Source organism: Kribbella sp. NPDC051586 (assembly GCF_044453965.1).
GTDB lineage: Bacteria > Actinomycetota > Actinomycetes > Propionibacteriales > Kribbellaceae > Kribbella.
Map to the genome: position 1 here is coordinate 1,548,260 of NZ_JBITDF010000001.1, position 19,040 is coordinate 1,567,299.

19 protein-coding genes are annotated in these 19,040 nt (G+C 68.4%); 8 read left to right on the plus strand and 11 right to left on the minus strand.

What is annotated here, in order from left to right:
- Positions 1–4: 4 nt before the first annotated feature.
- From ACIA58_RS07675 to ACIA58_RS07690, 4 genes are all read right to left on the minus strand, one after another.
- Positions 5–1,075, minus strand: a complete 1,071-nt coding sequence (locus tag ACIA58_RS07675) for a polyprenyl synthetase family protein (RefSeq protein ID WP_396402783.1) — start codon at positions 1,073–1,075, stop codon at positions 5–7.
- Positions 1,068–1,769 (minus strand): phytanoyl-CoA dioxygenase family protein, encoded by a 702-nt coding sequence (locus tag ACIA58_RS07680; protein ID WP_396402784.1) that lies wholly within the window; start codon positions 1,767–1,769, stop codon positions 1,068–1,070. Before ACIA58_RS07680 ends, ACIA58_RS07675 begins: the two co-directional genes overlap by 8 nt.
- Positions 1,685–2,440, minus strand: a complete 756-nt coding sequence (locus ACIA58_RS07685) for a hypothetical protein (RefSeq protein WP_396402785.1) — start codon at positions 2,438–2,440, stop codon at positions 1,685–1,687. Before ACIA58_RS07685 ends, ACIA58_RS07680 begins: the two co-directional genes overlap by 85 nt.
- A 92-nt stretch (positions 2,441–2,532) precedes the next feature.
- The gene (locus ACIA58_RS07690) at positions 2,533–3,357 is read right to left on the minus strand and encodes a hypothetical protein (protein WP_396402786.1); all 825 of its coding nucleotides are present in this window, start codon (positions 3,355–3,357) and stop codon (positions 2,533–2,535) included.
- Between the two features lie 331 nt (positions 3,358–3,688).
- Between ACIA58_RS07690 and ACIA58_RS07695 the strand changes: the two genes are divergently transcribed.
- Positions 3,689–4,105, plus strand: coding sequence for an ATP-binding protein (locus ACIA58_RS07695; protein WP_396402787.1), 417 nt, complete (start codon positions 3,689–3,691; stop codon positions 4,103–4,105).
- A 39-nt stretch (positions 4,106–4,144) separates the two neighbouring features.
- A complete protein-coding gene (locus tag ACIA58_RS07700) occupies positions 4,145–5,113 on the plus strand; it encodes a DUF5926 family protein (protein ID WP_396402788.1) in 969 nt (322 codons plus the stop codon).
- A gap of 232 nt (positions 5,114–5,345) precedes the next feature.
- Here the strand turns inward: ACIA58_RS07700 and ACIA58_RS07705 are convergent, their stop codons facing one another.
- Together ACIA58_RS07705 and ACIA58_RS07710 are read right to left on the minus strand one after the other, a co-directional pair.
- Positions 5,346–6,563, minus strand: coding sequence for an arginine deiminase (locus tag ACIA58_RS07705; protein ID WP_396402789.1), 1,218 nt, complete (start codon positions 6,561–6,563; stop codon positions 5,346–5,348).
- Between the two features lie 92 nt (positions 6,564–6,655).
- Positions 6,656–7,243, minus strand: a complete 588-nt coding sequence (locus ACIA58_RS07710) for a dihydrofolate reductase family protein (RefSeq protein WP_396402790.1) — start codon at positions 7,241–7,243, stop codon at positions 6,656–6,658.
- A gap of 198 nt (positions 7,244–7,441) precedes the next feature.
- On the opposite strand from ACIA58_RS07710, the gene ACIA58_RS07715 reads away from it, so the two are divergent.
- On the plus strand, positions 7,442–8,248 hold the full coding sequence (locus ACIA58_RS07715; RefSeq protein WP_396402791.1) for a glycosyltransferase family 2 protein: 807 nt from the start codon (positions 7,442–7,444) through the stop codon (positions 8,246–8,248).
- Positions 8,245–9,789, plus strand: a complete 1,545-nt coding sequence (locus tag ACIA58_RS07720; RefSeq protein ID WP_396402792.1) for a DUF2029 domain-containing protein — start codon at positions 8,245–8,247, stop codon at positions 9,787–9,789. Before ACIA58_RS07715 ends, ACIA58_RS07720 begins: the two co-directional genes overlap by 4 nt.
- On the opposite strand, the gene larC is transcribed toward ACIA58_RS07720, so the two are convergent.
- Positions 9,786–11,084, minus strand: a complete 1,299-nt coding sequence (larC, locus tag ACIA58_RS07725; RefSeq protein WP_396402793.1) for a nickel pincer cofactor biosynthesis protein LarC — start codon at positions 11,082–11,084, stop codon at positions 9,786–9,788. The two genes, ACIA58_RS07720 and larC, sit on opposite strands and share 4 nt — an antisense overlap.
- The gene (larB, locus tag ACIA58_RS07730; RefSeq protein WP_396402794.1) at positions 11,084–11,800 is read right to left on the minus strand and encodes a nickel pincer cofactor biosynthesis protein LarB; all 717 of its coding nucleotides are present in this window, start codon (positions 11,798–11,800) and stop codon (positions 11,084–11,086) included. Before larB ends, larC begins: the two co-directional genes overlap by 1 nt.
- Positions 11,801–11,912: 112 nt before the next feature.
- Here larB and ACIA58_RS07735 point away from each other — a divergent pair, with 112 nt between their 5' ends.
- Positions 11,913–12,389: a DUF4446 family protein gene (locus ACIA58_RS07735; protein ID WP_396402795.1), complete on the plus strand. Its 477-nt coding sequence runs from the start codon at positions 11,913–11,915 to the stop codon at positions 12,387–12,389.
- 130 nt (positions 12,390–12,519) lie between these two features.
- Here the strand turns inward: ACIA58_RS07735 and ACIA58_RS07740 are convergent, their stop codons facing one another.
- The gene (locus ACIA58_RS07740) at positions 12,520–13,107 is read right to left on the minus strand and encodes a GNAT family N-acetyltransferase (RefSeq protein ID WP_396402796.1); all 588 of its coding nucleotides are present in this window, start codon (positions 13,105–13,107) and stop codon (positions 12,520–12,522) included.
- Positions 13,108–13,237: 130 nt separating this feature from the next.
- Between ACIA58_RS07740 and ACIA58_RS07745 the strand changes: the two genes are divergently transcribed.
- The gene (locus ACIA58_RS07745; protein WP_396402797.1) at positions 13,238–13,711 is read left to right on the plus strand and encodes a hypothetical protein; all 474 of its coding nucleotides are present in this window, start codon (positions 13,238–13,240) and stop codon (positions 13,709–13,711) included.
- Positions 13,712–13,793: 82 nt separating this feature from the next.
- Here ACIA58_RS07745 and glnII read toward each other — a convergent pair whose 3' ends face one another.
- Both glnII and ACIA58_RS07755 read right to left on the minus strand, forming a co-directional pair.
- Positions 13,794–14,813 (minus strand): glutamine synthetase GlnII, encoded by a 1,020-nt coding sequence (gene glnII, locus ACIA58_RS07750; RefSeq protein ID WP_396402798.1) that lies wholly within the window; start codon positions 14,811–14,813, stop codon positions 13,794–13,796.
- Positions 14,814–15,019: 206 nt separating this feature from the next.
- Positions 15,020–16,612, minus strand: coding sequence for a diacylglycerol kinase family protein (locus ACIA58_RS07755; protein WP_396402799.1), 1,593 nt, complete (start codon positions 16,610–16,612; stop codon positions 15,020–15,022).
- 257 nt (positions 16,613–16,869) lie between these two features.
- On the opposite strand from ACIA58_RS07755, the gene serS reads away from it, so the two are divergent.
- Positions 16,870–18,144: a serine--tRNA ligase gene (serS, locus tag ACIA58_RS07760; protein WP_396402800.1), complete on the plus strand. Its 1,275-nt coding sequence runs from the start codon at positions 16,870–16,872 to the stop codon at positions 18,142–18,144.
- Positions 18,141–18,935 carry an HAD family hydrolase gene (locus ACIA58_RS07765; protein ID WP_396402801.1) on the plus strand — a complete coding sequence of 265 codons (795 nt, stop codon included), beginning with the start codon at positions 18,141–18,143 and terminating at the stop codon, positions 18,933–18,935. The genes serS and ACIA58_RS07765 overlap by 4 nt, the downstream gene beginning before the upstream one ends.
- Positions 18,936–19,040: the final 105 nt, after the last annotated feature.

Genomic DNA, 19,040 nt, shown 5'->3' on the forward strand with positions numbered 1-19,040 from the left:
TACGTCAGGACTCAACCTGCGGTGGTTCGTCCGTCGGGTTGGTCGTTCGCGCTCGGTCGAGCAATGTGTAGACGTTCGTGTTCCGCTGAATCAGCGGCATTGCCGTCTGCTCCAGCGCCGCAATCCGATGCTCGGCATCCCGGATGGCTCCGGTGTCGTCGAGGTACGTGAAGATCTCCGGCAGCTTCATGTTGGTGAAGTCAGGCAGCGCCAGACCGACCTCGGGATTGCGTAGCAGGAACTCGTCCGAGGCGAGGATCACACTGAAGATCGTCGGACGGTTGAGCTGGATCTCGGACTTCTTCCCGCGGCGCTCACCGCCGAGGAAGCGAACCTCTTCCAGCCCGCGCCGCAGATTGGACTCGGTGACGTCGTTGGTGATCGAGGCCGCGAAGTCGAGATTCTCGATCGCCACTGCGAGCTTCGCGAGGTCCGCCGCGTGGTCGGCAGGCGCGATCAACCGGAGCAGGTCGATCGTCAGCTGGCCTGATGACACCTTGCGCAAGGCGATGGACTTGTACGACGTCTCCGCGATCGTCGACTTCCGCCACTGCAACTCTTCGAGCATCGCCGCGTTGATCTGCCGACCGTACTCGGCAACCACGCCGGCTGCGGGTATCGCGGATCGCTCACCGGACAACGCGTCGATGTTGGTTGCGCACAGCACGGCGGTGTGTTGGAGCAGATTGGCTATCTGGACGGCCGATGCATCGTCGAACACCCGACGTACCGCTGGGAGGCCCCAGCGTTGGTCGTGCTGATCCGCGACGTCGTCGAGGATCACGCGGCCCAGGTACAGCAACTCGAGACTGGCAGATGCCCAGATGACCACGTCGGGTCGAAGCTCCCAGTCCTGGCTGAAAGCGTAGAGGAGCTGCGAGGGCCGGAATCTGGCGCTGTAACGGAGGCGCTGTTTCAGCTGGCTTCCCACCGCATCACTGAGTTCGTGGTTGAGCAGGCGGAACAGCGTGGGTACGACGTGTTCCTCGTAGAAGTCCCACTGCGCCTCGCGAAGCTCGACGATCCTCGGCTTCTGGCCCTCGTCGCCCTGGACGTTCCACCAGTGCTTAACCATGGGCTCTCCAACGCGACTGGCCTTCGTAGCGCACCGATCCGGCGATGAGCTGCTCGTTCGTTCCGACTTCTCCGGTGAGCTCGTCAGCCGTCCGAAGGCACAGCGACATCATGACCCGCGCGTACTCCGGAGAGCCGGCGCCCGCTGCGTGAAAGGTCATGCCGTCCATCACGAGCACGTCACCCTGGCTCATCGGAACCTTGAGCGCCTGCTGCACCTGCTCCGACTCAGGGGTTTCATCCAGCCAGTAGCCGCCGCCGTTACTTTGCTCTGCGGTGGGCCACAGGTGCGATCCCGGCAACAGGGACGGCCACGCAAGCGGATCATTCTCCGCACAATCCAGCATGAGTAGCACGGTGATGGGATTGCGGCTCCAGTGCAGGAGATCCCGGTGCATCCGTGTCGCGCGCGATCCATCGCCCCGGTCGATGACGACATGGTTGTGGCGGTTGACGACCAGGACCCAGCTCGGGCCCAGCAGCTGAGTGACGAGCGTGCGCAGAGCGGGCACTTGGAGCACGGAGGCGATGGCGGCTTCGGCCGGATCTTCGAGCCTCAGCGAATCGTTGGCCGGATCAATGCTCGCAGCGGCAGACTTCAACTCCTGCGTCAGCTCAGCGCACCGCTCCCGGCTGACAAGAGCCTGTCTTTTGAGATAGCCGTGCGTTCGGAGCTGAAGCTGGGCGGAGGACACCGATATCCCTTCGGAACAAGGTGGGCAGCAGCCAACAGGTCGTGGCGAAGTCGATCGTTGTCCTGCAACTCGAGCAGTCGTTCGGTGGTGCCGTAGTCGAAGACCGGACGCGAGCTCGGGGCGATGGTTCCGTGAACGAGGCCGTCGGCCACCGCCTGCGGGAGGATGTCCCGTTCCAGGCTCTGGCCGGAGCTGTACTGCCACGCGAGCCAGGAGCCACGGTGCACGAGATAGACGCCGGTCGACGAAGCCGGCCGCAATCGGCAGGCGGGTGACCGGCCGGTGGATTCGCCCCAGTGCTTCACAAGGCCAGTACCGGGATCGATGCCGATGAGCTCCGAATTCTGAACGCTTCGTGGGACCAGCAGTTGGTGAACGGGTCCGGCGAGATCGACGTGGTGGTACCAGGCGATCAGATCGACGGGCACGACGGTGTCTGCGTTGGCAACGAGAACCCAGCGCGTACGGGCGGCCTTTACGCCCATTCGGAGCGCTCGACCGGTGCCCACGAAGTCGTCTTCGACGATCTTCACAGACCCGGCAACCTCCGGATACAGCTGGCGGAACTTGTCCGCTGCCTGCGCATCACAGGTCACCACGACCCGGGCTCCGTCGCGCAGGAATCGCCGTGTCAGCAAGACCATCACAGGCGGAACGTCGTCCAGGGCCATCAAACTCTTCGGCAACGAGTGCTCGGTCCGTCGGATCCGGGTGTTGTAGCCGCCGGCGAGCAGGATGAGAGTGACGTCCCCAGAGCTCAACCTCATCGCACGCCGCTCCTCGGAATCGGACGTGCAGAGGTCAACGGAACTCGCAGCGGCTCGCTGGGCCCGGCCTGGGTGCTCCACTGAAGAGTGACCGCGAGAGCCCCCACGACCTCGTCCATCTCGGCACACGCTTTCTGAGGGATGTGAATCAGCAGAATCGGGTGGTCCACGCTGCTGATCTTGACACTGCTGACTGTGACGCAAAGCTCCGCAGCGCCGTTGCGAACATCTTGCTGCTCGTCGGGCGCGCCGATCAACCACTGCTCGTCCATTGCTTCGCCGAACCACGCAAGTCCGACCTGTGGATCCTGGAGATGTTCCTCGCTTTCGTTGCGCACGGCCACTGTCAGCAGCCACCCCTGCTGAGACGAGTTACGGGCCCAGGCCGTCAGCCGTCCTATCGGCTGGACCAGATCCAGGTTCTGGGCGCGCCTCCGCTCTGCTGCAAGGCCGATCATCCGCAACTGGTAGGCGAGCACCAGGGTGCTCAGCGCCGTGAAGAGGGCGCCGGCCCACTCGGACGCAGGCCCGGACTTGCCGAGATCGACCACACTGCTTCTGAACAGGTCGTAACCCACGATGAGAAACACGACGAACGCCAGCGTCGCGATGGTTCCCAGGGCCAGGTAGAACCAGGCCTTACTGGTCAGTAGTTCGAACTGGGCCTTGCCGGCGAGTGCACCGAGCCGGGCCTTGCTGGCCAGCACGCCGATCCAGGCTCGCTTTGTCAGCACCGCGAACCGGCCGGCCTGCTTCTCGGCGGCATCCGCCCGCTTCGTGCCGTCGCCGCCAGTAGCCGGCGCCGGAACTCGATCCCCCACTAACCGCTCCCCAAGCCGCATGCGCGATGTCGGACCCCTACGGGGTGTACATCCTGCAATACCGATGTCACGTTACGGCGCGACGGGATGCTTGCTGTCGGTGTGACACATGCTGTCGATTTCGTGTGGCGGGTGTCACGTGGTGCGGATACGTAGCGGGGTGAATGCGGGCGGTTATTGCAACGTTCAATTCCGTCGATTTCGTTACGGTTTCTTGGGATTTAGGCGCGATCTTCGGTGGCCTATGTAACGGAATACCTGCGGTGGTTTTCCAGGGCCGGATCGTGGGCAGAAGTCACTGTGGCTGAACCGATCATCGAGGAGACCCTGCTTGTCCTCTGCGACCCTGCCCGCCGACGTTAGCGTCGTGGACGTCGTGCTGCCGCATCAAGTGTCCGCGGTAGCGGACGCCCGTCGTCGTCTGGCCGCCTACCTGAAGCGCTACCGGGTCACCGATTCGGCTGGTGACGATGCGCAGTTGGTGCTCTCCGAGCTGCTGTCGAACGCGATCCGGTACGCGCCGCCGTTGCCGGCCGGAGAGGTTCGTGCGGCCTGGTGGATCGACCGGGCCGGGATCCACGTCGAGGTCACCGACGGTCGCGGGGACACCGAGCCGCAGCGGATCAGCGACACCCACCCGGAGTCGATCGGCGGCCGCGGACTGGCGATCGTCGACATGCTCACCTCCGGCTGGGACGTCCGTACGGCCGCCCATCACCGCACGGTGCACGCGATCGTCCCGAGCTAGTTCGCACTCGGGCACGTCCGGCTGCAAGACTGCGCTGTTATGGGAAAGAAGTCGCGGCAGCGCGCGAAGAACACGACGACCGTCACCCTCGATCCGGCCGACCTGGTCGACGTCGGGCCGCGGGAGCCCTGCCCGTGCGGTTCGGGCAAGCGGTTCAAGCAGTGCCACGGCAAGGACCGGGCGCAGGCGGCGGACGCGTTCGTGGTGCGGCCGTTCGAGGGTCTGCCGGCCGAGTGTGACCTGATCGCGTTCCGCGAGATCGTCCCGTCGGGCACGGTCGAGGCCGAGCTCATCGGCGACAACGCGGGCAAGGTGGTCAACCTCGTCACCCTGCTGCCGATGGCGATGCCGGGCCTGGTGCGCGACGACGAGACGATCTGGATCGGCTTGCAGACGCACGCGTCCTCGGGCGACCCGAGCCGCGACCTCGGGCACGCGATCACCGCCGCGCTGCACACCGAGCCGGGCAACCCGATCCAGCTCGGTGACCTGATGAAGGACGGACCGCGGCTGCAGGACCTGATCGACACGTCCAAGCCGCTCGAGGTCAAGGTGCACGAGGGCTTCGACTACTGGGTCGGCGAGAATGTCGAAGACCCGACCGGTGAGGTTGCGGCCGGCCTGGAGCGGGCGAACGCCGCGGCGGCTCCGACGGTCCGGCTCGAGTCGGTCGAGGCGGCGTACTGGACGCAGATCGGCGACCGCATCTACCTGCGCTGGGTGATGCCGCACACCGAGGACACGCTCCTCGATGCGCTGGCCCGCCTGCACGCGGCCGGCTCGTCCGCGCTGATCGACGGCAGCCGGCTGATCGGCTCGTTCCGCGCCCTCGGCGTACTCGCGCCGGTCTGGGAGCTCCCCGCCGGCACCGAGGCCGCCGACGTCGAGAAGCCCGCCGCCGACTTCGCCACCGCCCTGGACAAGGCCCTGGCCACCGAGGCGCCGCTGACGACGGAAGAGCGCGCCGCTCGGGCCGGCTTGGCCAGCCGTCAGCTCACCATCCGCTGACCCGCAGTACGACGAACGCCCGGCTGAGGCTTCAGCCGGGCGCTTCGTGTACTCAGAGTGGTCTAGGCCGCGAGGCGCTTCACACGCTCTGAAACGTGGACGGCCCAAGTCCTGCTGACGGGGGAGCAACAGGGCCTGGGCCTAGACAGGAAGAGTACTCACGAAGGTCGTCCGCCACAAGCCCCGATCTCACTCCGCGTGTCGTTGGGCTCACGTGGCGGCCGGAGCCCGCTCAGCTGGTGGCCGGCGCGCGGAGCACCGGGCACGACATGCACCGGGGGCCGCCGCGGCCGGAACCGAGCTCCGAGCCGGAGATCCGGATGACCTCGATCCCGGACTCCTCCAGGCGCGCATTGGTCTCGACGGTCCGCTCGTACGCGATGCACACCCGCGGTGCCACGGCGAGGGTGTTGTTCCCGTCGTCCCACTGCTCGCGCTCGGCCGTCACCGGGTCGAGGCCGGTGTCGATCCGCCGGAGCGTGTCGATGCCGAGCGCCTTCGCTGCCGCGACGAGGAACGGCTCGGGCTCCGCGATGTGCAACTGGCCGCCGTCGGTGGTGACGGCGAGCGCCCGCATCTCCTCGGCCATGTTCGGATACATCAGCACGGCGTCGGTGTCGACCATCGTGCACACGGTGTCGAGGTGCATCGTGGCGCGCTGCTGCGCGATCGGTACGGCGAGCACGGTGTGCGCCAGCCCCTTCGCGAACACCCGCCGCGCCAGTCGCTCCACTCCAGCCGGAGTCGTCCGCTCGCCAACTCCAACCGCGAGTACGCCGGGACCGAGCGCGAGCACGTCTCCGCCTTCGACGTGCTCCAACTGGTGGTCGTACACCTTGTCCGCGCCGGCGAACCGCGGGTGGAACGTATAGATCAGCTCGGTCAGCTGCGTCTCGCGCGCCCGGGCCGGCATCGCCAGCGAGGTGACGGCGATCGAGTCCCGGATCCAGACGCTCGAGTCGCGGGTGAAGAGCAGGTTCGGCAGGGGGTCGATCAGGAAGTCCTCGTGGGCGAGGAGCGACGTCACCAGCCCGCCCGCCCGGACCTCGTCGTTGCGTACGCCGGCCATCAACGCCTCGGCCAGCCCGGCCGGGTCGAGGTCGCCGAGGGACGCCCGCAGGTGGTCGCGCAGGGTGTCGCCGAGCCGCAGGTCCTCGGTCGCGCCGGCGACGGCCCGGGCCCGGGCCGTCGGATCGGCGAGGGACTCGGTCAGCAGCTCGCCGAGGTACAGCACCTCGACGTCGCGGTCCCGGAGTGCCTGGGCGAACGCGTCGTGCTCGTCCTGGGCCCGGCCGACCCAGGGGATGCCGTCGAACAGCAGCTTGTCGTTGTTGCGCGGGGTGAGCCGGCGGAGCTCGTTCCCGGGGCGGTGCAGCATGACTGTCCGGAGCGGACCGACCTCGCTGTCGACGCCGTACGCCTTGCCGCTGTGCTGCTGCGCCTCAGTCATCCGTCCGCCCCTTCACTCCGTTGTGGCCCACCACGCTACGGCAGTTCCCTCAATCTGTCTGATTGTCCGACAATATCCCACGATGGATCGGATTAGCGAACACGGTCGTAGAGGAGGCAGAGGGCGCCGGACTCGGTGGTGGTGGAGTCGGCCAGCTTCCAGGAGGTGGCCGGCAGTCCGTCGTCGAACAGCCGCATGCCGCCGCCGACCAGTTCGGGGTCGAGGGTGATGCTCAGCCGGTCCACCTCGTCGGCGGCCAGCAGCGCCTGGATCACGCTCGTGCTGGCCAGCACGATGATGTCGCCGCCTTCCTGACCGCGCAGCTGCTTGACCACGTCGGCCGGCTCGGCGTCGGCGATCCGGGAGTTCTGCCACGGCGCCTCGGTGAGTGTCGAGGAGAAGACCACCTTCTCGGTCTCGTTCATCCACTTGGACACCGCGCGGTCCTGCGGCGCCGCGTTCTCGTCGTCGGCGACACCCGGCCAGAAGCCGCCGAAGCCCTGGTAGTTCTTCCGGCCGAGCAGGATCGTGGTCGCCGGCGCGGTCACCCGGATCATGTGGTCGCGGGCACCCTCGGTGATCGCGTGCGGGACGATCCAGCTCATGTCGTAGTCGCCGCCTGCTCCGTTCACCCGGCCGTCGAGCGAGAGCGAGATGTTGGCGGTCACGGTGCGGGTCATCTTGGTACCTCTTCCGGTTTCGGTTCGGTTTGCCTGACACCTGAGATCCTGCCGCCGCAGCGACCCCGGAACATCTGCCACCTGGCCGATATCGACCGGCCACCTGGCTGACCGGTCCGTCGTACGAAAGAACGAATATCCACAGCCGACGGCTGCTGACGAGGTCGATCGGCTGGAGAGGAACTAGGCTGCGGTGCTGTGTCCGGTCATGCTGCACCCAACAACGACGTGTCCCCCGAACCCTTCGAGCGCGCCGTCGCCTGCGTGATCCCGGCGAAGGACGAGGCCGAGCGGATCGCGGCGACCGTCGACGCGGTGCACAAGATCATCGGGGTGGACCTGGTCGTGGTCGTCGACGACGGTTCCACTGACGGTACTGCGGAGGCCGCGGAGCGCGCCGGCGCCGTCGTCGTGCGCCACGAGCGCAACCGGGGGAAGGCGGCGGCGATGGAGACCGGCACAGCGGCGGTCGCGGCGCGGGACGGGGCCCGGGCGCGGCACCTGCTGTTCCTCGACGCCGACCTGACCGACACCGCGTCCGGTGCAGGGCCGCTGATCGAGCCGGTGCAGACCGGCCGCGCGGACATGACCATCGGGACGTTGCCCACGCAGGTACGGGCCGACGGGTCAAAGGCCGGTGGGCACGGATTCGTCGTACGGCTCGCGCGGGCCGGGATCGAGGAGGCGACCGGCTGGGCGCCCGAGCAGCCGTTGTCAGGGCAGCGGTGCCTGACCCGGGCCGCGTTCGACTCCGCCGTACCGCTGGCTGCGGGGTTCGGGGTCGAGACGGCGCTGACGATCGACCTGGGCCGGAAGGGTTTCCGCATTCTCGAAGTGCCGATCGACGTCCGGCACCGGGCCACCGGGACTGATCTGCGCGGTCAGCTGCACCGCGCGAAGCAGTACCTGCACGTCCGGCGGGCACTGTCCGCACGCAGTGCGCTGCCCGCGGACGGTGGTGGACCGTCGCTACGCAGTCTCTTCCCGCGGAAGTCCGCGCAATGAGCACTGATCTTCAGCTCGGGCAGAAGTACGGACGGCGCGCCGTCGCTCTGTACCTCGTCAGTACGGCGCTGATCGTCGCGGTCGGCCTGCTCGGCCCGTCCGTGGTCGTGCTGACCTTGACCGGCCGGCACCCGTGGCTCCCGTCGTACTGGTTCGACGCGCATGCCAACGACTGGCTCGTGTCGGTGATGATCTACGTCGCGATCGCGCTCGGAGGATACGGCGTTTTCCTTGCCACCAAGGCGCTTCGGCACGGCTGGGCGCCGCGCGTCGACCGATTGATTGCCTTGGGCATCGGTACGACGGCGGCCATCACGCTGGTGCCGCCGATGGCCTCCGGCGACGTCCTGATCTACGCGGCGTACGGGCGGATCATGGCGCTCGGCGGCGACCCGTACACGGCCTCGCCGGCAGACACGATCCGGCTCGGGTACGACCCGGTCATCGCCGCGACCGAGCGGCCGTGGCAGGGCGCGCGCAGCGTGTACGGGCCGATCGCGACCTGGATCCAGTGGCTCTCGTCGCTGATCGGCGGCAACTCCGCCCAGCTCACCGTGTGGATGCTGCAGCTGTCGGTCGGGATCAGCCTGGTGGTCACCGGTCTGCTGCTGGTCAAGCTGGTCGGCAAGGATCTGCCGGCCCGGCGGCGCGTGATCATGCTCGGCCTCGCGAACCCGCTGATCCTGTGGTCGGTCCTGGCCGGCGCTCACAACGACGCGATCGCGGTGATGTTCGCGGTCATCGCGCTGGTGCTGTTCCGGCGGCACGTGTTCCTGGCCGGCATCCTGATCGGCGTCGCGGGCTGCACCAAGCTGTCGATCGGCCTGGTCGGCATCGCCATGCTGTGGGCGCTGCGCGCCGATCGGCGCAAGGCCGCGTTCTTCTGCGGCGGTGGCGCGATCGCGATGGGCGGTCTGTACGCGATCGTCGGGCTGCAGGCGTTCCAGCAGGCGCGGTCGCAGACGTCGTTCATCTCGACCGGCACGCCGCACAAGGTGCTGCTCAGCTTCTTCACGCTGTTCCTGCCGAACGGATTGGTCCGCACCGTTCTGGCGATCCTCGCGTGGGTCGGCCTGATCATGGTCGCGATCCTGCTGACGCAGGTCTTCCCGAAGTCGCTGGTGCCGCAGACCCATCCCGACGACCCGACGCCGGCCGCGATCCGGTACACCGCGATCTACGCGATCGCCTGGGTCCTGACCGCGATGTACTCACTGCCTTGGTACGACGTGATCGCCTGGGTCGCCCTCGCCGCGGTCGCGGCGTCGAAGGTGGACGGCCTGATGGTCGTTCGTACGACGATGCTCGCGATCGCGTACGTACCAGGCCGCGACCCGAACGCGCGGCAGGTCGCGGCGAGCCTGTCCGACTCGCTGGAGTTCTTCAGCGCACGGCTGCGCGACACGCTCTGCCCGGCGATCGAGCTGGCGGTGCTGATCGGCCTGATCGTCTGGGCGCGGCGCAGCGGTGCGCAATGGTGGCCGTACGACTGGCCGCGCCGCAAACAGAAGGCCGTCCCGCAGAAGGCCGAAGCGCACTAGTTCCAGAGGTCGTGACCTGCGGCGACGGCCTTGGCGAGGATGCTCTTCACCGGCTTCTTCAGCGCGTTCGCGGCGGCGGCCACGTCGTCGTACTCCGGTTGGACGTTGACCACCTGACCGCCGTACCGCGCGATCTTCACGTGGATGCGCTGGCCCTCGACGTCGACCGTGGTGAACTCGCGGTCGGCGGCGTGCTTGCGGATGCCGAACTCGCGCAGACCGATCGCCGAGGTCTCGGACAGGATCACGGCCCGGACCGTCTCGGCGTTCGCGCTGCCGACGAGAACCGAGAGCGTGTGCGCCGGGCGGCCCTTCTTCATCAGGATCGGGGTCAGCCACGCGTCGGCGGCGCCCGCTTCCATCAGCCGGGCGAGGACCTGGGGCCAGATCCGCGGGTCGAGATCGTCGACGTTGGTCTCGTAGACGAGCTCGGTGGCGGAACCCTCCGTGGTCTCGCCGAGGACGACGCGGAGGATGTTCGGCACCTCGACCGGATCACGCCCGCCGGCGCCCACACCGGTCTGCTGGATCCGCATCGACGGCAGGGTGCCGTACTCGTCCGCGAGGCTTGCCAGCAGAGCCGCGCCGGTCGGCGTCGTCATTTCGTACGGCGCTGTGCCGCCGGTGACCGGTGCTTGCGCCTCCGCCAGGATGGAGAGGACTGCCGGGCCGGGGATCGGGATGCCGCCGTGCTGCCCACGGACCTGCCGGCCGCCACCGAGCACGACGGTCGACACGATGATCCGGTCGAGATCAAGCGACACGGACGCCGCGGCTACGCCGACGATGTCCGCGATCGCGTCCAGCGCGCCGACCTCGTGGAAGTGCACGGTGTCCGGCTCCACGCCGTGAGCTGCCGCCTCGGCGCGAGCAAGCCTCGCGAAGGTGTCGAGCGACCGTCGTCGGACTGCGTCGCTCAGCGCCGCCTCCTCGAGCAAGCGCCGGACGTCAGCCCAGGCCCGCGTGGGGCCCGAGTGGACGTGATCCGCCCCGTGGACGTGATCCGCCCCGTGGCCGTGGCCGTGGCCCGCCTCGTGGGCGTGCTCGGCGTCGTGGTTGTGGGTGTGGCCCGCGTCCGGGAGGTTTTCCGGGTGGGGTTCGCCGTTGACCTCGACGGTTGCCTTGGTGGCGGCGATCTGGTGGCGGGCCGTTTGCTTGACGGTGACGGACAACGACGGGTCGACGGCGGCGACGGCCGCGTTCACCGCGTTCAGGTCCGCGCCGGCAGCGAGGAACGCGCCGAGAAGCATGTCCCCCGAGGCGCCGGCGGAGCAGTCGAGCCAGGCGATGCGCATCAGGCGTCCTTCGTTTCGCGGGGAACGGACTGCCGGGCGACACGGGCCGCGAACACCCCGGCCCCGAACCCGTTGTCGATGTTCACGACCGACACCCCGGGCGCGCACGAATTCAGCATCCCGAGCAGCGCAGCCAGCCCGCCGAACGAAGCGCCGTACCCGACCGACGTCGGCACCGCCACGAGCGGTACGCCGACCAGCCCGCCGACGACGCTCGGCAGCGCACCCTCCATCCCCGCGACGACGATCAGGCAGTCCGCCGCATCGAGCCGCTCCCGCACGCCGAGCACCCGGTGCAGCCCCGCCACGCCGACATCCGTGATCACGTCCACGTCGGCCCCGAACACGCGCGCCGTCGTCGCCGCCTCGGCTGCCACCGGCGCGTCCGACGTACCAGCAGCAACCACGGCGACCGTCCCACGCAGTACGCCGGGCTCGCCGAGCACCGCCGTACGCCCGACCGGATCGACCACAGCCTCCGGCAGCGCAGCGGTCACCGCCGCCTGCGCTTCTTCGGTGAGGCGGGTCGCCAGTACGGCGTGTCCCGGGTGGGTTGCGTGCAAGGTCCGCAGCAGTTCCACCACCTGAGACGGCGTCTTGCCGGCCCCGTAAACGACTTCAGCGTCGCCGGTACGCTCCAACCGATCGGTGTCGAGACGGGCGTAGCCGAGGTCGTGGACGCCCGGTTGTGGGCCCTGATCAGGCAAATGTGTCACGCCGCGAATCTACGTTGCCCCGGCCCGAGGTACGGCATCCGGTCCGACTCGCACACGCTGTGCGATCGCCTGAATACTCAGGCATAACACCGGATGCCTTAGGCTCTCGTGCGTGTCTTCGACGTTAGCCGGTGCCTTCGGGGTCGCCGCCCTGTTCGTGGCGGTGCTTGCCCTGGTCTTCGCCATCCAGGCCCTCCGGGCCCGGACCGCCACGTCGTCCGCGCCCGCCGCCCTCCCGGAGCCGGAACCTGCGCCCGAGCCCGAACCCAAGCCCGGCACGGTGAAGTCCGAACTCCGCAAACTCGGCAAGGAACTCGCCGTCACCCGTGGCGAACTGAAGGAGACCCTCCAGCACCTCGCCGTCGTCCGGTACGACGCGTTCGGCGAGACCGGCGGCAAACTCTCCTGGTCGATGGCGATCCTCGACAACAACGGCGACGGCGTCGTCCTCACGTCGATCAACAGCCGCGCCGACGCGCGCACGTACGCCAAGGAAATCAAGTCCTTCACCAGCGAATCCAAACTCTCGCCAGAAGAACAAGAAGCCATCGACACCCTCCACAAGGAAGCCGGCCCCACCGTCAACTGACCCACGCGGGATGCAACCGCCCCGCCTGGAACGCAGTCGCCCCCGCCCACTCCGCAGTCCGTGGCGGGTGCGGTCAGCCCCGCGCGCTCGTGAGTCCCGCATGCTGCGCAGGCCAGGAGCGCCGGCACGGTCAGCCGTGAGTGCTCGCGGCCACCTCGCGGACCATCACGCAGTTGCCCAGGCCCTTGGGGCGGTTGTAGGTGAAGCCTTCGCGTTCGTACATCGTGCGGGTGCCGTTGTAGAGGAACGACGAGTTCTTCTTCCGGACCCCGCCCGTGTCGTGTGGGTAGCCCTCCACCAGGCCGCCGCCGGCCTTTGCGATCAGCTCGACGGCTCCGCGCAGGGCGATCGCCGCCAGGCCCTGACCGCGGAAGCTGCGCTCGACCAGGATGCAGGTGACCCGGTAGTCGGGCAGGCGCTCGGCAGTGGCGACGTACTCCTTGCGGTGCTGGATGTTGGGGAGTTCCTCGGGGGATCCGTACTCCGCCCAGGCGACGGCCCGGTTGCCGTCGTACACCAGCGCCGCGTGCGCGATCCCGTCGGCCACCAGGCGCTGCTTGAGCGCCCGGTTCCCCTCGGCGGTCTGGCCTTTCTCCGCGCAGTCGGGATGGAAGTGCGTGCACCAGCAACTGGCGAACATGCCCTTGTTCCGCTCGACGAGAGCGGCGAAGTCGTCGAACGTCTCCGGCGTGAGCGCCTTGATCACGAAGTCGGGCATGCCGCCAACATAACCCTGATTCCGGACGTTCTACGTCCGCTGGCCGACCTCCGCGGAGGTGCCCGTACGCTCGTTCCCGGGTCACCCACGGAAGGCGACGCCGGTTGGTGCGGCCGATCGTGCAAACCGGATGGTGCCTGGCCAGTGGGCCGGCGGCGTCGTTGGTGCCCGGTACGCCGTCGAGCGGGGATTCAGCTATCAGGACGTGCCAGAGCTTCCGGGGACGCGCCGAATCAAAGCCGGCCCGGACGCGATCGCGATGCTGCTGGCGATGAACGCAGCCATCGTCGCGATGCTGGCCTCCGGGGTAGGCGTGATTGTCGACGGGCAAGCGTTCGAGCCCGACGTCAATGCAGACCTGGAGCGGCGCCTCGCTGATCTGCGTGCGCAGGGTCTGGCCAGGGTTGCCATGATCGAACTAGTGGCCACTGACGAGCCATTGGCCGACCGGCAGCGTCGCCATCAGCACCCCGTTGGTCTGTCCCTGTACCAGAACACCCTGCCCAAGCAGGCAGCCAATCCCGACCTGGTCGTCGAGACGTCTGGTCTGTCGGCCACCGAGGTGGCCGACATCGTCTGCGACTGGCTCGACCAGGAGTTCTGAGCCTCTTGACGTGCAGCCTGCCCGGGCGCGGCGTCACGCGTCGGCGTCGCCCGGCGCGAGCAGCCGTCGTTCAGGATCGCACTCAGACCTGGCCGGCCTTTTCCAGGGCGGCGCAGCAGGTGTTCACCAGGAGGCGGGTGACGTTGTAGGGGTCGATGTTGGCGTTGGGGCGGCGGTCCTCGATGTAGCCCTTCTTGTCCACCTCGACCTGCCAGGGGATGCGGACCGAGGCGCCGCGGTCGGAGACGCCGTAGCTGTAGACGTCGTGCGGGGCGGTCTCGTGCTCGCCGGTCAGGCGCTCTTCGATGCCGTCGCCGTAGCCGGCGATGTGCTCCTCGACCTTGCCGGGGGCGCCGAGGGACTCGCAGGCGGTGATGATCGCGTCGTAGCCCTCGCGCATGGCCCGGGTGGAGAAGTTGGTGTGCGCACCGGCGCCGTTCCAGTCGCCCTTGGCCGGCTTGGCGTCCAGGGTCGCGGCGACGTCGTACTCCTCGGCGATGCGGTAGAGCAGCCAGCGGGCCACCCACAGGTGGTCGGCGGCCTCGACCGGACCCGCCGGGCCGATCTGGAACTCCCACTGGCCGGGCATGACCTCGGCGTTGATGCCGGAGATCTTCACGCCCGCGTCGATACAGGCATCCAGGTGCTTCTCGACGATCTCGCGGCCGAAGACCTCGTCGGCGCCGACACCGCAGTAGTACGGGCCCTGCGGGGCGGGGAAGCCGACGGCCGGGAAGCCGAGCGGGCGTCCCTCCTGGAAGAAGGTGTACTCCTGCTCGATGCCGAACCAGGAATCCTGCTCGGCGAACTGCTCGGCGATCGGGAGGAGCTTGGCCCGGTTGTTGGTCGGGTGCGGGGTGCCGTCGACGAGGTAGACCTCGCACAGCACCAGCTTGTGGTCGCCGCCGCGGATCGGGTCGGGACACGAGAAGACCGGCTTGAGCACGCAGTCCGAGTTGTCACCGGGAGCCTGGTTGGTGCTCGAACCGTCGAAGCCCCATTCCGGCAGCTCGGCGCCGTCGGCGAGGATCCTCGTCTTCGAGCGAAGCCGCGCGCTCGGCTCGGTACCGTCGATCCAGATGTACTCGGCCTTGTAGGTCACGTCTGTCCTTTCGTCGCGGCCGTCCCTCAGCTGTTCCTGACCGGCCGATGTCGACAGTGTCAATCGGCCATTACGGACCTGTTGCCCGATTGTGAACAGCGTGTTAACCGGCCCGCCGACCCCAACGTCTCCTGGTGTGACGGTGGTCGACGCGGATGGCGACCATCCCTGCGGGGCCTCGTGGCGGCTTGATTGCCTCAGGCAACCTATCGCCGCTTGGGGACTCGCGCCGTCAGCGCCCCAGGCTCGATCTCGCACACCAGGTATCGCCCCGGCCCGATCGGATCGCCGTCGAGCTGCCGCTGCACATCCACCGCGGCGTGGATCTCCACCTTGTGCCCTGTGAAGCGCTCCAGGTACATGTCGGTCCGGTTCGTCCGGGTCATCAGGCGCCACAGGACGATCGGCCACTGGGTCACCCGCCGCGGCGCGATCACCACCACGTCCAGCAACCCGTCGTCAGGTCGAGCATCCGGCAGGAGCGGGATATTTGCCTGCAGCATGCCCACATTCCCGACCACGACGGTCCTCACCCGCCGATCGATCGGCTCCGCGTCATCCAGCGCGAGCGTTACCCGCACCGACGGGTGATTGATGTTCTTCGCCGCGGACACCAGGTACGCCGTCCAGCCGATCTGCTTCTTCAAGTGCGGTGGCGCGTCCGAGATGATCGCCGCGTCCAGCCCGAGCCCGGCCATCACCGCGAAGTGATCCGTGTCCAGCTCGTCACCATGCACCCGGACCAGATCGATCCGGCGGTCGCGGCCCTCGAGGATTCGCTCGAGCGCGTCGTCCAGGTCGAGGGGGATGTGGAGGTTGCGGGCCAGCAGGTTGCCGGTGCCGGCCGGAATGACGCCGACCGGGATGCCGGTGTGCGCGAGCGCCGAGCAGACCACGCGGACCGTGCCGTCGCCGCCCGCCACGAGCACCAGGTCCGACTCGTTCTCGATCGCCTGTTTGGCCATCGCGTTGCCGGCGTCGTCTTGGCGCGTCTCCAGCCACAGCGGGTCGTCGTACCCGCGGACCTCGAGCGCCCGGGTGACCTTCCGGCGGAACGCGACCCCGTCACCGACCTTGATCGGGTTCACGATGACGGCTGCGCGCGGCGGGGGCGCCGTACTGTCACGATCGGACGGCGTACGGCGACGGCGGCGCCGCAGCCCGGGCCGCAGCCCGAACCCGATCGAGGTCGCGGTCAGGATGGCCAGCCCGAGGGCCCAGCCGCCGAGTACGTCGGACACGTAGTGCACGTTCAGCGCGATCCGGTCGGCGGACGCGATCCACACGACCGCGATCACCGGCAGCAGCACCAGCAGCCGGAACCGCCGCCGCCAGCCACGCACCGAGGGCAGGACGACCCCGAGCGCGCCGGCCATCACGAACGCGGCCGTCGCGTGACTGGAGACGTACGAGAAGCCGTCGTTCTCGACCAGCATCTGGGTCGGCCGCTCGCGCTCGAAGATCGCCTTCACGGCCTGGACCAGCGCGAGCTCCGCGGCCGCCGACGTGAGCAGCCAGAACGTCAGCAGCCGGGCCCGGCGATGCCACAGGTACGCCGCCACGATCACGATCACCGCCCGTGACGTCCACGGGATCACGATCGCGCCGACCACCTGCCAGAAGTCGACGACATTCTCGTGCGCGGCGCCGTACGACGCGGCGCGAGCGGCGACCGACTGGTCCCAGCGCGCCAGCGGCGGCCAGTGCTCGAAGACCAGCAGCGTGATCACCGTGAACGGCAGCGCACCCAGTACGACCGTGAGCACACGGCCGACCTGACTGGGTGGGTGGTGGTTCATCGCCCGCTCAGATCCCCCTCTGTGATCATGTGCATCCACCACATCATCCCGAATAGACTTCGCCGCCCATGACACGCCCCGCTTAATGCCCCTCGTCCAACCGTGGGCACCCATCTCCGGCGCCCAGCCAGGCGCCTCGCGGCGTTGTCGTCGTCGTGCAATGCTCCGCATTGCCCTCCTCCTCCGCCTTGCGATGCACCTACCTGGACACCGGAGCTGGGCACCCACGATTGGACGAGGGGCATTACCCTCAGGGTGTGATTGACGCGAAACTGCTCCGTGAGAACCCCGATGTCGTCCGCGCGGCCCTGACCAAGCGCGGTGAGAGTACGGACCTGGTCGACCAGATCCTGGTCGCCGACAGTGAGCGTCGATCGTCCATCTCCGCCTTCGAGGCGCTCCGGGCCGAGCAGAAGACGCTCGGTAAGTCGGTCGCGCAGGCCAAGGGCGACGAGCGCGCCGCGCTGCTGGAGCGGACCAAGGCCGTGGCCGCCGACGTGAAGGTCAACGAGGCGGCGGCGAAGGAGGCCGAGCAGCGCTTCGACGAGCTCGCCAAGGCCCTGCCGAACCTGGTCTCCGACGAGGCCCCGGTCGGCGGCGAGGACGACTTCGTCGTGGTCGAGGAGGTCGGCAAGCCGCGCGACTTCGCCGCCGAGGGCTTCGAGCCCCGCGACCACCTCGAGCTGGGCGAGCTGCTCGGCGCGATCGACATGGAGCGCGGCGCCAAGATCTCGGGCAGCAGGTTCTACTTCCTCAAGGGCGCCGGGATGCTGCTCCAGCTCGGCATGCTCCAGCTGGCCGTCCAGCAGGCGGTGGAGAACGGCTTCACCCCGATGATCACGCCGACGCTGGTCAAGCCCGAGGTGATGGGCGGCACCGGGTACCTGTCGGCGCACGACGACGTGTACCGGCTCGAGGACCCCGAGCTGTACCTGACCGGTACGTCGGAGGTCGCGCTCGCCGGCTACCACATGGACGAGATCGTCGACCTGTCCGACGGCCCGATCCGGTACGCCGGCTGGTCGTCCTGCTACCGCAAGGAAGCCGGGTCGCACGGGAAGGACACCCGCGGGATCATCCGCGTCCACCAGTTCGACAAGGTCGAGATGTTCTCCTACTGCAAGCTCGAGGACGCCGCCGCCGAGCACCTGCGGCTGCTGGCCTGGGAGAAGGAGATGCTCGACAAGATGGAGCTGAGCTACCGGGTGATCGACACCGCGACCGGTGACCTCGGCGTCTCGGCGTACCGGAAGTTCGACTGCGAGGCGTGGGTGCCGACGCAGGGCCGGTACCGCGAGCTGACCTCGACGTCGAACTGCACGGACTTCCAGGCGCGCCGGCTGAACATCCGGCACCGCGACGCCGACGGCAAGACGCAGCCGGTCGCGACGCTGAACGGCACGCTGGCCACCACCCGCTGGATCGTCGCCATCCTGGAGACGCACCAGCTGGCCGACGGCTCGGTCCGCGTGCCGACCGCCCTGCAGCCGTACGTCGGCGGCCGCGAAGTCCTCGAACCGGTCGCCAAATGAGTCAAGGACCACGGCCGACGGCCGTTGCCCTGGACATCGATGGGACGCTGATCGACCACGACGAGGGGATGTCCCCCGCGGTCCTGGACGCGGTACGCCGTACCGCCGCGCAGGTGCCGGTGATCCTGGCCACCGGCCGGGCCTGGTCGACCACCCGACCGGTGGCCGAGCGGCTCGGCCTGCCGGCCGGCGGATTCGTTGTCTGTAGCAACGGCGCGCGGACGATGCGGTTCCCCGACGGCGAGGTCGTCGACGAGCGGACCTTCGACCCGTCGACGGTGATCACGTCGGTGCGCAAGTACGCGCCGAACGCGCGGATGGCGGTCGAGGAGTCCGACGGCACCTACCTGGTGACCGCGCCGTTCCCGGACGGCGACCTCGGCCGTGACGCCAGGATCCGGGTGGTCGGCGACGACGAGCTCGCGCCGCAACCCGTGACCCGGTTGATCATCCGCGATCCGGACCAGTCCGAGAGCGACTTCGTCCGCCTGGCGGAACGCCTCGGCCTGCACGGCGTCAGCTACTTCGTCGGCTGGACCGCCTGGCTCGACATCGCCCCCGAGGGCGTGGACAAGTCGACGGGGCTGAAGGTCGCGCTCGCGCAGTACGACCTCGAGCCGTCCGGCCTGCTCGCGATAGGGGACGGACGCAACGATATCGAGATGCTGACGTACGCGCGGCTCGGTATCGCGATGGGCTCAGCTCCTGACGAGGTGAAGTCGGCCGCCGACGAGGTGACCAAGTCGGTCCAGGACGACGGCGTCGCCGCCATCCTGAATCGCTGGTTCTAGGACGGCAAGTCCTTTCGGTCACGGTCGAAAGGGTTGACTTGCCCTGGGCAACCGAAAGGCCCGGAACCCTGTGTACACAGGAGTTCCGGGCCTGAGGTCGATCGG